We start from the raw sequence: 14,771 nt of genomic DNA, 5'->3' as shown, positions 1-14,771 counted from the left end.
GCCGACGGAACTGCCGCCGATGCCGATTTGTTACATTCGTCCCCACGCAGAAACGACACTCTCAGCCGTTCCTGCACACTCCACACTGCTCGAACCACGTCGTTCCTGCAGGCTCCACTCCTGGTCATTCGAGAGGCACGAACTGTGGGATCCCACCGACGGTCGACCGTCCACACACCGACCGACTTCGCAGCGCGTCCCACGGGCGGCAGGCACCGCGCCGTACCGGACAGCCCCGTCGTCGGTCGACGGGCGGCCACCATCGTCGCCGCGACCGGCGCGATCGTCGTCGGCGCGACGTCGATGGGTGCAGGCACCGCCGCGGCCGCGCCGATTCCGGAGCCACCCGCAGCCGGACTCCCGTTCGCCGTACCGGAGGGACTACTGCCCGCTGGATTCGAGCTACCCCAGTTCGAGCTACCCCAACTCGAGATCCCGCAGTTCGTACCCCCACAGCTCGCGCCCCCGCTTTCGCCGTCGCAGCCCGCACCGCCCGAGGCCGCGCCTGCCGAAACCGCGCCCGCTGCGGAACCAGCACCCGCACCGACCTCCGACCCACTGGCCGCATTCGGAGCCGATCCCGGCGCTGCCGCCCAGCAATGGCTCGACGATGTCGGCCTGGGGCAGCTGGGAGCCGGTGTTCAGTCACCCCTCGAGAGCCTGCGCTCGCTGAAGAAGGGCACAGTGCAGCCCGTGGCAGGGGTATTGACCTCCAACTTCGGTTCGCGATGGGGCACCCAGCACAGTGGCCTCGACATCGCGGCACCGATCGGAACGCCCATCTACGCCGCCGCCGACGGCACCGTGTCCGACGCAGGACCGGCATCCGGCTTCGGTCTCTGGGTCAAGGTGCGGCACGACGACGGCACCGAGACGGTCTACGGACACGTCAACGACTTCTCCGTTCATCCCGGCCAGCGTGTGTCGGCCGGTGAGCAGATCGCCACCGTCGGCAACCGTGGCCAGTCGACAGGCCCACACCTGCACTTCGAGGTGCACGATCCCTCCGGCGTCAAGGTCGACCCCGCGCAGTGGCTCGCCACCCGAGGTGTGGCAGTGACGTGGAACGATTCCGCGCGCAACGCCTGACCGGTCGGCATCGACACGTTCGACACGACAGTCGAACGCCCCAGCGACGACGAGGCGTGCTGCCGCTAGTCTGGTGACCGTGCCGGATTCGGCTCGTTTTCGGTGATCGGCTAGCTCAGGAGTGCAATCGGTGTTCGAATCCCTTTCCGACAGGTTGACCGGGACTCTCAAGGACCTGCGTGGCAAAGGTCGACTGTCCGGCGCGGATATCGACGCCACGGCCCGCGAGATCCGTCTGGCCCTGCTCGAAGCGGACGTGGCACTGCCCGTCGTACGTGAATTCATCAACCGCATCAAGGTCCGGGCCAAGGGTGCCGAGGTCTCGGGTGCGCTCAACCCGGCCCAGCAGGTCGTCAAGATCGTCAACGAGGAACTGGTCGGCATCCTCGGCGGCGAGACTCGCAGGCTCGTCTTCGCCAAGAACCCGCCCACGGTGATCATGCTCGCCGGTCTGCAGGGTTCGGGTAAGACGACGCTGGCGGGCAAGCTCGCGAAATGGCTCAAGGGCCAGGGCCACACCCCACTGCTCGTCGCGTGCGACCTTCAGCGTCCCGGTGCCGTGAGCCAGCTGCAGATCGTGGGCGAGCGCGCCGGTGCCGCCGTCTTCGCGCCGCACCCCGGCACGTCCATCGGCGGCGGCGACAATGCACTCGGAGTCTCGGCAGCGGATCCCGTCGAGGTTGCCAGGGCCGGCATCGCCGAGGCTCGCAGCAAGCAGTACGACGTGGTCATCGTCGACACCGCAGGTCGCCTCGGCATCGACAGCGAGCTGATGAATCAGGCCGCGGGAATTCGCGACGCGGTCGAGCCGGACGAGACACTGTTCGTTCTCGATGCGATGGTCGGTCAGGACGCCGTCAGCACCGCCGAGGCGTTCCGTGACGGCGTCGGCTTCACCGGTGTCGTACTCACCAAGCTCGACGGCGATGCCCGCGGCGGTGCTGCGCTGAGCGTCCGTGAGGTCACCGGCCAGCCGATCATGTTCGCGTCGACCGGTGAGAAGCTCGAGGATTTCGACGTCTTCCACCCCGATCGCATGGCGAGCCGCATCCTCGGCATGGGCGACGTGCTGAGCCTCATCGAGCAGGCCGAGCAGCACTTCGATGCCGAGCAGGCCGAGGCAACGGCCAACAAGATCGGCTCGGGGCAACTCACGCTCGACGACTTCCTCGAGCAGATGATGGCCGTCCGCAAGATGGGGCCGATCGGAAACCTGCTGGGCATGCTGCCCGGTGCCGGCCAGATGAAAGAACTCGCCAACGTCGACGAGAAGCAACTCGACCGGGTTCAGGCCATCATCCGCGGCATGACGCCGCAGGAACGTACCGACCCGAAGATCATCAACGCGTCACGACGGTTGCGTATCGCGAACGGTTCGGGCGTCAAGGTCTCCGACGTCAACCAGCTGGTCGACCGGTTCTTCGAGGCTCGCAAGATGATGTCGGCCATGGCCGGTCGGATGGGCATGCCGGGCGCGCGCAAGCAGGTACGGAACAACAAGAAGGGCAAGAAAGGCAAGAAGGGCGCTCGCGGTCCGACGCAGCCGAAGATCCGCGGTGGATTCCCCGGCATGCCGGGTGGAATGCCGGCGGGAATGCCCGATCTGTCGTCCATGCCCAAGGGCCTCGACCAGTTGCCGCCAGGGCTGGAAGGCATCGACCTGTCGCAACTGAAACTGCCCAAGAAGTAAGCGCGCGCACGTGTCGGCCATGCGGGTGCGGGGCCGCGGACTGCCGGACGGGACGGAGATCGACCTCTGGATCGAGGGCGGTGTTCTGTCCACCGAGCCCATTGCGGATGCGGATTTCGTCCACGACGGCGGGTGGGTCCTGCCCGGCCTGGTCGACGCCCACTGCCATGTCGGGATCGAATACGGCGGGGGACACACCGACCTGATCGGGTCGATCCGACAGGCCGAGACCGAGCGAGGCGTCGGCGCGCTGCTGCTGCGCGACGCCGGGTCCCCGGTCGACACACGCGCCTTGGACGAGTACGAGGACCTACCTCGCATCATCCGAGCGGGCCGCCACATCGCATCACCCAAGCGATACATCCCGGGTCTGGCGATCGACATCGAGGACGAATCGCAACTGCCCGAGGCGGTGGCTCAGCAGGCCCGGTTCGGCGACGGCTGGGTCAAGCTCGTCGGCGACTGGATCGACCGCTCGGTGGGAGATCTCCGGCCACTGTGGAACGACTCGATCCTCGTCGACGCCATCGCTGCCGCCCACGCCGAGGGAGCGCGGGTGACAGCCCACGTGTTCGGCGAGGATGCGCTGCCCGGTCTGATCGCGGCGGGAATCGACTGCATCGAGCACGGCACCGGTCTGACCGACGAGACCGTCGAGATGATGGTCGACCACGGCACCGCTCTGGTACCGACGCTGATCAACATCGAGACGTTCCCCGGCATCGCCGATTCCGCCACCCGGTATCCGGTCTACGCCCGGCACATGCGGGCGCTCCACCAACGCGTCGCCGCCACCGTCGGACGAGCCCATGACGCAGGCATTCCCATCTATGCAGGTACCGATGCCGGTGGATCGATCGCGCACGGACGCATCGCCGACGAGGTAGCCGCGCTGGCCGCCGTGGGTCTCTCTCCGACCGACGCGCTCGGTGCTGCCTGCTGGGACGCCCGGTCGTGGCTGGGTCGGCAGGGACTCGAGCACGGCGCGCCCGCGGATCTGGTCGTCTACTCCGACGATCCGCGAGGGGGACCGGACGTGCTGGCCGATCCGGAGCTGGTGATCCTGCGCGGACGCGTGACCGATCGGCGCGGCCGCACGACGAACGGGCCGGTGGGCCGAGGGTGACCGATCCGAGAAGCGATGCAGGACAGCCCGATCCGAACCGACCCAGCTGGGCCGCAATGGCACCGATGAATCGAATTGAGCAGCAGGGTTCGGGGTTGTCCGAAACCTACTGGCGAGCCGAGCAGGCCGCGCTCGAACGCAGAAGCGGTCAACGGTGGGGACTGCCGGCCGCGGCGCTCGTGCTGGGGCTCAACCTGACGGGATTTCTGATACTCGGGCTCGTCGTGACGTCGGACGCCTCGGCCGTCTTCGTGGTGGGCATCATGATTCCGAGCCTTCTCGCTGCGGGCGTGGCGGTGGCCGTCTCGACGACCCGAGGAAACGGACCCGTCGTCGACTTCGGCCTCCCCAGGTCGACCCCCGAATTCCTCGGTCACCTCCGATCCGGGTTGGCGTGGGGTGGCGTCGCGGTGGTCGGTGGCCTCCTGCTGGCGCTGATTCTGTTGTCCGGTATCGAGTTGGACGATCCGATGCCGCTCGGCGACGTCACCGACACGACCGTCGGCTGGAAAATCGCTCTGGCCGTGTGGATCTGGCTCGGTGCACCGATCTGCGAGGAAACGATGTTCCGCGGCATGCTGTGGGGAGCACTCGAGAAACGCACCCGCCCGATGCCCATGGCCTGGTTGGGCAATCGATGGGTCGTCCTGGCGATCACCGCGGTGGTGTTCGCGATCTGGCACCGCGAGTGGTGGCGCTTCGTGGTGCTGCTGTGGGGTGGATTCGCGATCGGCATCGCACGGATGCGTTCCGGTTCGATCGTCGCGTCGACCACGGCGCACTCGGTGAACAACACCCTCCCCGCCCTGGTGGTCCTGTTCGCGTGAGGTGAGGGGTCCACAGGCCCGATTCACCGATCGAGCCGCCCGTCTGGCACAATGAACAGCTGTTCGCCCGTCTTCCGGTTACGTACCGCGCGGCGGTCACAACAACCCTCAACGCAAAACCGGGCTCGCATGCCGTGCGAACCGCTGAATTGCGCCGTGACCAACTTTCGAAAGGCTCCACCAGAACATGGCTGTCAAGATCAAGCTCATGCGTATCGGCAAGATCCGCACCCCGCACTACCGCGTCGTCATCTCCGATGCTCGCACCCGTCGTAACGGCCGTGCGATCGAGACCATCGGCACGTACGAGCCCAAGCAGGACCCCAGCGTCATCGAGATCGACTCCGAGCGGGCTCAGTACTGGTTGGGCGTCGGCGCACAGCCGACCGAGCCTGTCGAGGCACTGCTCAAGATCACCGGTGACTGGCAGAAGTTCAAGGGCCTCCCCGGTGCCGAGGGAACCCTCCGCGTCGCCGAGCCCAAGCCCTCCAAGCTCGACCTGTTCAACGCAGCGCTGGCGCAGGCCGACTCCGAGCCGCAGGGCGAGGCCACCACCGCCAAGAAGAAGAAGGCTCCGAAGGCCGACGACGCCGCAGCGGAGACCACCGACGCTGCAGCAACCGAGACGGCAGACGCGCCGGCCGCCGAGGCTGCTGAGAAGTGAGTGCCGTTGTCGCCGATGCCGTCGAACATCTCGTTCGCGGCATCGTCGCCAATCCCGATGACGTTCGCGTCGAGATGATCACCGGCCGTCGTGGCCGCACCGTGGAAGTCCACGTGCACCCCGACGATCTGGGCAAGGTCATCGGCCGTGGCGGTCGTACCGCTACGGCGCTGCGCACGCTCGTCTCGGGAATCGGTGGTCGCGGCATCCGTGTCGACGTGGTCGACACGGACCAGTAGGTCACGTACCCATCATGGAGCTGGTCATCGGCCGTGTCGCGAAGTCGCACGGCATCAAAGGCGAAGTCGTCGTCGAGGTTCGCACCGACAACCCCGACGACCGCTTCGCCGAAGGAACCGTTCTCTCGGGCCGCAGGCCCCGATCGAACGCGGAACCGGCCTCGTACACAGTGGAAGCCGTCCGGGAACACTCCGGACGGCTTCTGCTGCGTCTGAACGGTATCGACGACAAGACTGCCGCTGACCAACTGCGCGGCATATTGTTCGTCGTCGAATCCACCGACCTTCCGCCGTCCGACGATCCGGACGAGTACTACGACCACGAACTCGAAGGCCTCACGGTGATCCTGACCGACGGCACCGTCGTCGGAACGGTCCGCGAGGTCCTTCACTCCGCAGCGGGGGAGCTGCTCTCCATCACGCCGAGTCCGGGCTTCGGCGAAGCCACCCGCGCCGAAATTCTCGTGCCGTTCGTAGCGGCCATCGTGACGACGGTGTCGTTGGCCGACAAGACGATCGAGGTCGATCCGCCCGAGGGTCTGCTGGATCCGGAGTAGATCGTGCGCCTCGACGTCGTCACCATCTTTCCCGAATACCTCACGCCGCTCCGAACTGCGTTGCTGGGCAAAGCAATCGACCGTGGCCTTGTCTCGGTCGAGGTTCACGATCTGCGGTCGTGGACTCACGATGTGCACAAGGCCGTCGACGATTCGCCCTACGGCGGCGGGCCCGGGATGGTCATGAAGCCGACGGTGTGGGGCGACGCACTCGACGACGTGCTCACGGACGATGCTCTCCTCGTCGTCCCGACCCCGGCCGGCGTGCCGTTCACCCAGCGGACAGCCGAGCGATGGTCCTCCGAGCAGCATCTCGTATTCGCCTGCGGCCGATACGAAGGCATCGACCAACGCGTGTTCGACGACGCCGCGCGGCGCGTGCGTGTCGAGGAAGTCAGCATCGGCGATTACGTGCTCATCGGCGGCGAGGCGGCCGTCCTCGTCATGGCCGAGGCCGTGGTGCGACTGATGCCGGGGGTTCTGGGCAATCAACAGTCGCATCAGCAGGATTCGTTCTCCGACGGTCTGCTCGAAGGGCCGAGCTACACGCGCCCCGCTCGGTGGCGCGATCTCGACGTTCCGTCGGTGCTGCTCTCGGGTGATCACGCGAAGATCGCAGCGTGGCGTCGAGAGCAATCATTGGACAGGACCGCCGAGCGTCGTCCGGACCTGCTGCAGGACTGACGAATTCAGCTGACGGTGCCGTCGGGAAAGAGCATCGAGACGAATCCGGTGAGAGTTTCCCTTGCGTGCAGTGCGCTGGCGTCGTCGCTGACGTCGACGACGGCGGTGTCCGGATAGCTTTCCATGTCGTCCGCGTAGAAGATGTCCTCGCGTGAGGACAGAGCCAGAACGTAGCGGTTGTCGACACCGATCGTGCCTGTCGACAGGTGGACCCACCGATCGGACACGCAGCACATCCAACCCTGTTTCACAGCGTGCACGCTCTCTCCGGGAAGACCGTCGACGATCCCGAAATGCTGCTTGTAGCCGTCCGCGGCGATCGGTGCCGAACGCCGCAGCATTCCGATCACCACGTCCGTCGATGCAGTCGTCAAACCGCCGGTGCCGCCCAGCAACCCCGCGTAGTAACCGACCAGGTCACTGGGCGTGGTCTCGGTGTTGTACCACTGGTCGTCGCCGGGAGCTGTGGTACTCGTCAGGCCGTAGCGAGCTGCGACCGTGCGCACGATGTCGGACGAGCCGTAGCGGTACCAGAGCGTGTACGCGGCGTTGTCGTCGGACAGCTCGAGCATGCTGGTCATGGTGGCCAGATCGTCGGCGGAGACCGGGCGGTTCTCCGACTGCGCTCGGAACAACACCTCGTCGGCGATGAAGAGCTTGGACACCGACGCGGTTTCGACCTGAACATCGGCATTGCTGCTGTAGTAGGAGCCCGTCTGACGATCCAACAGCGCGAAATCCACATCGGCGCCACGGGCCTGGGCCGAGGCGATCGCCATCGGGATACGAGCTTCGAGGGCGACGCCGTCGACCTTGTCCATATCGGGAAAGGGCGATGCCGACGTCTCGGCGGTCTCCTTCGACGCGGAGTCACCGACCTGATCGTCGGGAGGAACCGAACAGCCGACCAGCAGCAGGGAGGCGCAGGCTGCAGCCAGGAATCGAGACAACCTGACCATCCGCGAAACTCTCCCACACGTTGAACCGCCGACCGACTCGTCCCACAGTAGCGGTAGGGTCCATCGCCGTGACCACTGCTCTGAAATCTGTGAACAAGCGCATAGCCGAAGAACTCGACGTTCGTGAAGAACAGGTTCGTGCCGCCGTGGAATTGCTCGACGGCGGGTCGACGGTCCCGTTCATCGCGCGCTACCGCAAGGAAGTCACCGGCACCCTCGACGACACGCAGCTGCGTCAGCTCGACGAGCGGCTGCGGTACCTGCGCGAGCTCGACGAGCGCAGGGACGCCGTCATCGAGTCCATCCGCTCGCAGGGCAAGCTCGACGAAGCGCTCGAGCAGTCGTTGATGCTGGCCGACACCAAGGCTCGCGTCGAGGACATCTATTTGCCGTTCAAGCCCAAGCGCCGAACCAAGGCTCAGATCGCACGGGAGGCCGGGCACGAGCCCGTCGCCGACGCCCTGTTCTCCGACCCCACCACCGACCCGGCCCAGTTCGATCAGGAGCAACTCGACGGTGCGCGGGCGATTCTCGTCGAGCGTTTCGCCGAGGATGCGGATCTGGTGGGTGAACTGCGCGAACTGATGTGGACGTCCGGCAAGCTCGTCGCGTCCGTTCGCAAGGGCAAAGAGGAAGAGGGTGCCAAGTTCTCCGATTACTTCGAGTTCTCGGAACCGTTCACCAGCCTGCCCTCGCACCGCATCCTCGCCACGCTCAGAGGCGAGAAGGAAGAAGTACTCTCGCTCGGCTTCGAGCCCGAGCGAGACGAACCGACCCCCGGCGTCCCGAGCGTCTACGAGGGTCGGATCGCTACCAAGTTCGGGATCGCGAATCGAGGACGGCCCGCCGACAAGTGGCTGCTCGATACCGTCCGATGGGCGTGGCGTACCAAGATGCTGGTGACCGTCTCCCTCGATACCCGCATGCGACTGCGGCAATCGGCCGAGAAGGACGCCGTCGACGTGTTCGCGAGCAACCTCAAGGACCTGCTGCTCGCCGCGCCCGCGGGCAACCGCACCACGATGGGCCTGGACCCGGGCTTCCGTACCGGCACCAAGGTCGCGATCGTCGACGCCACCGGAAAGGTCGTCGACCACGACACCATCTACCCGCACAAACCGCAGGGCAAGTGGGATCAGGCGGTGGCCACCCTCGCCGGACTCGCCGCCAAGCACAAGGTCGAACTGATCGCCATCGGCAACGGCACCGCATCGCGTGAAACCGACTCGCTGGCAGCAGAATTGATCACCAAGTTCCCTGCCGCCAACTTGACCAAGGTGGTGGTGTCCGAGGCCGGAGCGTCGGTGTACTCCGCCTCCGCGTACGCCTCGAGCGAGCTGCCCGAACTGGACGTGTCGATCCGCGGTGCCGTCTCGATCGCCCGCAGGTTGCAGGATCCGCTGGCCGAGCTGGTCAAGATCGATCCGAAGTCCATCGGCGTCGGGCAGTACCAGCACGACATCTCCGAAACTCTGCTGGCCCGATCTCTCGGCGCCGTCGTCGAGGACGCGGTGAACGCCGTCGGCGTCGACGTCAACACCGCGTCGGTACCGTTGCTCTCGCGGGTCTCCGGTATCGCCGGCTCTCTTGCCGAGAGCATCGTGGCACACCGTGACCAGAACGGTCCGTTCTCCAGCCGCAGCACACTCAAAGACGTTCCGCGGTTGGGGCCCAAAGCTTTCGAGCAGTGCGCCGGATTCCTCCGCATCTCCGGGGGAGAGGATCCACTGGACCGGTCGAGTGTTCACCCGGAGGCATATCCCGTTGTGCGCCGCATCGTCGGCAAGGCCGGCGTCGGGGTGCGCGAGGTCATCGGCAACACAGCACTGCTGCGCGGGCTCGACCCCGCCGAATTCGCCGACGACCGATTCGGTCTGCCCACCGTCACCGACATCATCTCCGAACTCGAGAAGCCGGGCCGCGATCCACGTCCGGAGTTCAAGACCGCGACCTTCGCCGCCGGTATCGAGAAGGTCGCCGACCTGGTGCCCGGCATGACGCTCGAGGGAGTCGTGACCAACGTGGCGGCGTTCGGGGCGTTCGTCGACGTCGGTGTGCATCAGGACGGGCTCGTGCACGTCTCGGCGATGTCGCACAACTTCGTCAAGGACCCGCGTGAGGTCGTCAAGTCCGGTGACGTCGTTCGCGTCAAGGTGATGGAGGTCGACATCCCCCGTCAGCGCATCGGTCTGAGCCTGCGGCTGGACGACGAACCCGGCGCGTCCGGCGGCAAGGACGCCGCCCGCGGACAGCAGGGTGACCGTCCGCGAGGCCAGGGACGGGGCGCGGGCGCACATCAGGCCGGCCGCGGACGAGACGCACGCCCGCAACGGGATCGTCGAACGGCCGGGGGCGCCGGTGCGGCGACACCGGCTGCCGGTTCCATGGCCGACGCGTTGCGGAAGGCGGGATTCGGAAAATAGCGAACGGTTCCTCGGTCGATGCTGCCCTGGGTGGTCCCGGACGCGAATAGGGTGAAACGCGATCACCGGTCGTTCGGCAGGAAGGACGTGAGGCACACGTGAGGTGGTTGCAACACGGGGTCATCGATCACGGCCGCCTGCCGCTGCTGTGTTTCCTGCTGGGGCTGTTGGCGGGGTTCCTCCTGATCCGCCTCAGTGTCAGGATGATTCGCGCAGACGTGAAATGGTGGCCGGGAAACATCACGCCCGGGGGTCAGCACATCCACCACGTCGTGTTCGGAATCGTGCTGATGCTGCTGGCGGGGATCGGCTTGATCGCGGTGTACGTCGACGGTTCCGAGCCGGTCGGCGCGGCGTTGGCGGCGATCTTCGGCATCGGTGCCGCTCTCGTCCTCGACGAGTTCGCGTTGATCTTCTATCTCCGTGATGTCTACTGGTCCGAACAGGGCCGCACGTCGGTGGACGCCGTGTTCGCGGCAGTGGCGTTCACCGGCCTGCTGCTGCTCGGCTTCCACCCCCTGGAGTTGCTCAGCCCGGCCGACTTCCGGGCCGATCCCGACCCGTGGGTGCGTGGCACCCTGGCGGTGTTGGCCCTGGCCAATCTCGCGCTCGGTGTCATCGTTCTGCTCAAGGGCAAGATCTGGACCGGACTGCTCGGGCTGTTCGTCCTGCCGATCCTCGTTCTGGCCGCAGTGCGGTTGAGCAGGCCGAGCGCACCGTGGGCGAGGTGGCGCTACACCACCAGGCCGAAGAAGATGGAACGCGCTCTGCGCCGAGAGAAGCGGTGGCGACGGCCGATCATCCGGGCCAAGATCTATCTCCAGGACGCGATCGCAGGCAAGCCGAGCATCGTGCACGCACGCGAGGCCACCGAGGATGAATTGGCGCGGACGGTCCTACCTGCGCCGATGGCGAGCGAGACGGCGTCGAGCCGAGAAGCGCCGATTTCGTCGAACGCCTGATGGTCTGGCACAATGGTCGGGTTGCCTCTAGCAGGCACGGACCTCACTCGGAGTACGAACCAGTCGAGCCGTTGCATCAGCGAGCCGCTCGGTTCCTCTACTCATGCGCAGAACGCAAGGATGGCACAACCGATGAACACTCTGGACTTTCTCGACAATCAGTCGCTGCGTAGCGACATCCCCGATTTCCGCCCCGGCGACACGCTGAACGTGCACGTCAAGGTCATCGAAGGCTCGAAGGAGCGCATTCAGATCTTCAAGGGCGTCGTCATCCGACGTCAGGGCGGTGGCGTTCGCGAAACGTTCACGGTCCGCAAGGTCTCGTTCGGCGTCGGCGTCGAGCGCACCTTCCCGGTGCACAGCCCCAACATCGCGCAGTTCGAGGTCCTCACCCGTGGTGACGTCCGTCGCGCCAAGCTCTACTACCTCCGCGATCTGCGTGGCAAGGCCGCCAAGATCAAGGAAAAGCGCTGACCGGTTCCGCCCGGACACATCAGTTCACACCATGCCGCGTTGCCCGTCAGGGCGACGCGGCATGGTGCTTTCCACCCGCTGTCGTCCCACGTTTCTCCCGGCCGGCGAGCGGATCGACAGCCGCGAACCGCCCATGCGCACACCGTCCGGCCGTGCGGGCGACGGTTCCGGCTAACCTGATCACGTGACGCAGTCCCCACAGGATCCAACCGACGAGCCCGACGACGAGTCTTCACGGAAGAAGCGTCGGGAACGCAAGCCCCGATCGTTCTGGCGTGAGCTTCCCATTCTCATTCTGGTAGCGCTGGTACTGAGTTTTCTGCTCCAGACATTCGTTGCCCGGGTCTATCTGATCCCGTCAGAATCGATGGAGCCGACCCTGCACGGCTGCACCGGCTGCACCGGTGACCGCATCGTGGTGGAGAAGATCGGATACCGGTTCGGCGACCCGAAGCCCGGCGACATCGTCGTCTTCCGCGGCCCGGATTCGTGGAACGACGAATTCGTGTCACAACGGTCCGACAACGCGGTGATTCGGGGAGCACAGGAAGTCGGCTCGCTGATCGGCGTAGTCGCTCCCGACGAGAACGATCTGGTCAAACGCGTCATCGCCACCGGCGGTCAGACCGTCGAATGCTGCGACGACCAGGGTCGAGTCCTCGTCGACGGACAGCCGTTGGACGAGCCGTACATCCAGATGGATTTCCCGTTCACCCCGGGGACGATGACGTGCGACACCGAGTTGAAGTCCGGACGGTGCTTCGACCCCGTCACCGTGCCGGAGGGCAACATCTGGGTCATGGGTGACAACAGGAGCAACTCGCGGGATTCCCGGTATCACGTCACCGACGAGCTCACCGGCACCGTTCCCCTCGACAACGTGATCGGTAAGGCCGTGTTCATCGCGCTGCCGCCGTCACGAACCGGCATCCTGGATTCTCCTGACATCCAAGGTCGATGACTTCGACCCCCAGGCGTGCGCCGCGTGCGCGCGCAACCCTGACTCGGTCGTCGTGGCCGCCGCGTCCGGTCATCCGCCGAGCGGCAGGCCTACGGACGATGGAATCCGCGCTCGAGCGCAACGGTCTCGGACCGGTCGCTGGAGTGGACGAGGCGGGACGAGGAGCATGCGCCGGTCCACTGACCGTTGCGGCGTGTGTTCTCGGTGCGCGGGCTCATGCCGCTCTCGCGGACCTGGACGACTCGAAGAAGCTGACCGAGCGACGACGCGAGGAACTCTTTCCCAAGATCCAGAGGCTGGCACTGGCATGGAGCGTGGTGTCGATCGATGCGGCCGAGATCGACCGCATCGGAGTCCACGTGGCGAACATCGAGGGAATGCGACGCGCGGTTGCCGGGCTCGGCATGACCCCGGGCTACGTACTCACCGACGGCTTTCGAGTACCCGGTCTTCCGGTTCCGTCGTTACCGGTGATCGGCGGCGACGCCACCGCGGCGTGCATCGCCGCGGCGAGCGTGCTGGCGAAAGTCTCCCGGGATCGATCGATGGTGAAGATGGACGAGTCGATTCCCGGCTACGGATTCGCCGTGCACAAGGGGTACAGCACGCGCGCACATTCCGCCGCGATGATCGCCCTCGGCCCGAGCTGCGAACATCGAATGTCCTACGCGAATGTCGCAGCGGCGGCCGCAGGGCTCTCTCGTGACGCCGTCGACGCCCTGGGGCGAATGGACTGCGGCGACGCCGGTACGCGATGATTGCAGTTCACGCCCGACTGGAGGATGAAAGAAACCGATGAGTGCCGAAGATCTCGAAAAGTACGAAACCGAGATGGAGCTCTCGCTGTATCGCGAGTACCGGGACATCGTGGGTCAGTTCAACTACGTCGTCGAAACCGAGCGTCGGTTCTATCTGGCGAACTCCGTCGAACTCATTCCGCACAACGCCGACGGTGAAATCTACTTCGAATTGCGAATGTCCGACTCGTGGGTGTGGGACATGTATCGCCCCGCCCGATTCGTCAAGCATGTCCGGGTGATCACCTTCAAGGACGTCAACATCGAAGAGTTGGACAAACCAGATCTTCGCCTGCCGGAATAGCTCTCCTCGTCCGACGGTGCGGCGTGGCCGAGCGGCCCGAACATCGGGCTCGAGTGAACGTGCCGCACATCCGGCTCGGAGGGACCGGCTGCGAACCGCCTGATTCGAATCGATCGTCGAAGTTCCGATCGTATTGCCGGACGAAAAGCTGGACACCCGGCCAAATCGGTCCGCATGTTCTGTTTCTGTGTTCGATGTCCCGAAGATTTGTTCTGCGTCGAACGGTGCAGGTGGGTAGTGCAGGTGAAAACGATTGCGCAACAGGGTTGTTCGATATCAGCGATTACTCACTCGAAAAACCGTCGAATTTCTGCACCGATATTCGTCGATTCGACACGTCGCGAAACGCTTGCAGTTCTTTGCGTGAAAACGAGAATGGGTGGTACAACTTGAATATCACATCCCCCAGACGTGTAAGAGGTACGAGATGGCACGCAAGACACTTGTGCAGATGATCGACGATGTAGACGGTTCGGTCATCAAAGAAGGCCAAGGTGAATCCATCGAATTCGGCATCGGTGGAAACCAGTACCGCATCGATTTGAATCTCAAGCATGCGAACGAATTGCACGAACAGTTGGCATTCTGGATCGAGCATGCCGAGAAGATTTCCGGCCGCCGCACCCGTAAGGGCGGCGCTGGAGCAGCACCGGTTCGCGGCAAGGTCGATCTGTCGGATATTCGAGCGTGGGCGCGCGAGAACGGCCACGAGGTCAGTGCCCGTGGCCGCATCAGCCAGGATGTGCAGGCGGCCTACGAGGCTGCTCACTGACCGTTCTTCTCGAACCGAGGCGCGAGGTCTCGGCACCGTTTTCGTATCGGTACTTTCGCCGTCGTACCGATACACCGCATCAGCTCCGTCCGAATCCGGACGGAGCTTTTTGCTTGTCGGGTCAGTTCTCGGCCGGTAACTCGGACGTGCTCGAGCCCTAGCACGGCCGTCCGACACAGCGGTTGAATCGCCGCTGATGATCGGACCGTTGTTCCCCAGCCGAACAGTTGTCCACAGGGCAAT

At 65.2% G+C, this 14,771-nt stretch carries 16 protein-coding genes; 15 read left to right on the top strand and 1 reads right to left on the bottom strand.

The genetic code is table 11. The annotated features are described in order from the left end of the window. Positions 1 to 144 precede the first annotated feature (144 nt). The 8 genes from CH273_RS20850 (at position 145) to trmD (ending at position 6,876) form a co-directional block, all read left to right on the top strand. On the top strand, positions 145 to 1,089 hold the full coding sequence (locus tag CH273_RS20850; RefSeq protein ID WP_032398351.1) for a M23 family metallopeptidase: 945 nt from the start codon (positions 145 to 147) through the stop codon (positions 1,087 to 1,089). Positions 1,090 to 1,219: 130 nt separating this feature from the next. Next, the gene (gene ffh, locus CH273_RS20845) at positions 1,220 to 2,779 is read left to right on the top strand and encodes a signal recognition particle protein (protein WP_032398352.1); all 1,560 of its coding nucleotides are present in this window, start codon (positions 1,220 to 1,222) and stop codon (positions 2,777 to 2,779) included. 19 nt (positions 2,780 to 2,798) lie between these two features. After that, a complete protein-coding gene (locus CH273_RS20840; protein WP_094638054.1) occupies positions 2,799 to 3,905 on the top strand; it encodes an amidohydrolase family protein in 1,107 nt (368 codons plus the stop codon). A 65-nt stretch (positions 3,906 to 3,970) separates the two neighbouring features. Next, positions 3,971 to 4,732, top strand: coding sequence for a type II CAAX endopeptidase family protein (locus CH273_RS20835; RefSeq protein WP_230597001.1), 762 nt, complete (start codon positions 3,971 to 3,973; stop codon positions 4,730 to 4,732). A 187-nt stretch (positions 4,733 to 4,919) separates the two neighbouring features. Further along, a complete protein-coding gene (rpsP, locus tag CH273_RS20830; protein ID WP_032397793.1) occupies positions 4,920 to 5,396 on the top strand; it encodes a 30S ribosomal protein S16 in 477 nt (158 codons plus the stop codon). Continuing rightward, positions 5,393 to 5,635: an RNA-binding protein gene (locus tag CH273_RS20825; protein WP_027496687.1), complete on the top strand. Its 243-nt coding sequence runs from the start codon at positions 5,393 to 5,395 to the stop codon at positions 5,633 to 5,635. Before rpsP ends, CH273_RS20825 begins: the two co-directional genes overlap by 4 nt. A 14-nt stretch (positions 5,636 to 5,649) precedes the next feature. After that, positions 5,650 to 6,192: a ribosome maturation factor RimM gene (gene rimM / locus CH273_RS20820; RefSeq protein ID WP_032397794.1), complete on the top strand. Its 543-nt coding sequence runs from the start codon at positions 5,650 to 5,652 to the stop codon at positions 6,190 to 6,192. 3 nt (positions 6,193 to 6,195) lie between these two features. After that, positions 6,196 to 6,876 carry a tRNA (guanosine(37)-N1)-methyltransferase TrmD gene (gene trmD / locus CH273_RS20815; RefSeq protein WP_032397795.1) on the top strand — a complete coding sequence of 227 codons (681 nt, stop codon included), beginning with the start codon at positions 6,196 to 6,198 and terminating at the stop codon, positions 6,874 to 6,876. A gap of 5 nt (positions 6,877 to 6,881) precedes the next feature. Here the strand turns inward: trmD and CH273_RS20810 are convergent, their stop codons facing one another. Then, a complete protein-coding gene (locus CH273_RS20810) occupies positions 6,882 to 7,835 on the bottom strand; it encodes a serine hydrolase (protein WP_032397796.1) in 954 nt (317 codons plus the stop codon). A 68-nt stretch (positions 7,836 to 7,903) separates the two neighbouring features. Between CH273_RS20810 and CH273_RS20805 the strand changes: the two genes are divergently transcribed. From CH273_RS20805 to CH273_RS20775, 7 genes are all read left to right on the top strand, one after another. Continuing rightward, positions 7,904 to 10,258, top strand: coding sequence for a Tex family protein (locus tag CH273_RS20805; RefSeq protein WP_032397797.1), 2,355 nt, complete (start codon positions 7,904 to 7,906; stop codon positions 10,256 to 10,258). Between the two features lie 107 nt (positions 10,259 to 10,365). After that, entirely contained in the window at positions 10,366 to 11,220 is an 855-nt protein-coding gene (locus tag CH273_RS20800) for a hypothetical protein (RefSeq protein ID WP_032398353.1), read from the top strand. Positions 11,221 to 11,352: 132 nt separating this feature from the next. Then, positions 11,353 to 11,694, top strand: coding sequence for a 50S ribosomal protein L19 (gene rplS, locus CH273_RS20795; RefSeq protein ID WP_027496692.1), 342 nt, complete (start codon positions 11,353 to 11,355; stop codon positions 11,692 to 11,694). A gap of 184 nt (positions 11,695 to 11,878) precedes the next feature. Continuing rightward, the gene (gene lepB / locus CH273_RS20790) at positions 11,879 to 12,655 is read left to right on the top strand and encodes a signal peptidase I (protein ID WP_032397798.1); all 777 of its coding nucleotides are present in this window, start codon (positions 11,879 to 11,881) and stop codon (positions 12,653 to 12,655) included. After that, complete coding sequence (locus tag CH273_RS20785; RefSeq protein WP_082073708.1) at positions 12,652 to 13,413, top strand: ribonuclease HII; 762 nt, start codon at positions 12,652 to 12,654, stop codon at positions 13,411 to 13,413. Before lepB ends, CH273_RS20785 begins: the two co-directional genes overlap by 4 nt. A gap of 37 nt (positions 13,414 to 13,450) precedes the next feature. Then, positions 13,451 to 13,756: a DUF2469 domain-containing protein gene (locus CH273_RS20780; protein WP_008717288.1), complete on the top strand. Its 306-nt coding sequence runs from the start codon at positions 13,451 to 13,453 to the stop codon at positions 13,754 to 13,756. 427 nt (positions 13,757 to 14,183) lie between these two features. Next, positions 14,184 to 14,528 carry a histone-like nucleoid-structuring protein Lsr2 gene (locus tag CH273_RS20775; RefSeq protein ID WP_032397800.1) on the top strand — a complete coding sequence of 115 codons (345 nt, stop codon included), beginning with the start codon at positions 14,184 to 14,186 and terminating at the stop codon, positions 14,526 to 14,528. The last annotated feature ends 243 nt before the right edge of the window (positions 14,529 to 14,771 follow it).

Origin of the sequence: Rhodococcus sp. 05-339-2 (genome assembly GCF_002258965.1) — a bacterium.
Taxonomy (GTDB): Bacteria; Actinomycetota; Actinomycetes; order Mycobacteriales; family Mycobacteriaceae; genus Rhodococcoides.
Note: the sequence above shows the minus strand (reverse complement) of the source record. Positions and strands in the feature narration are given on the sequence as shown.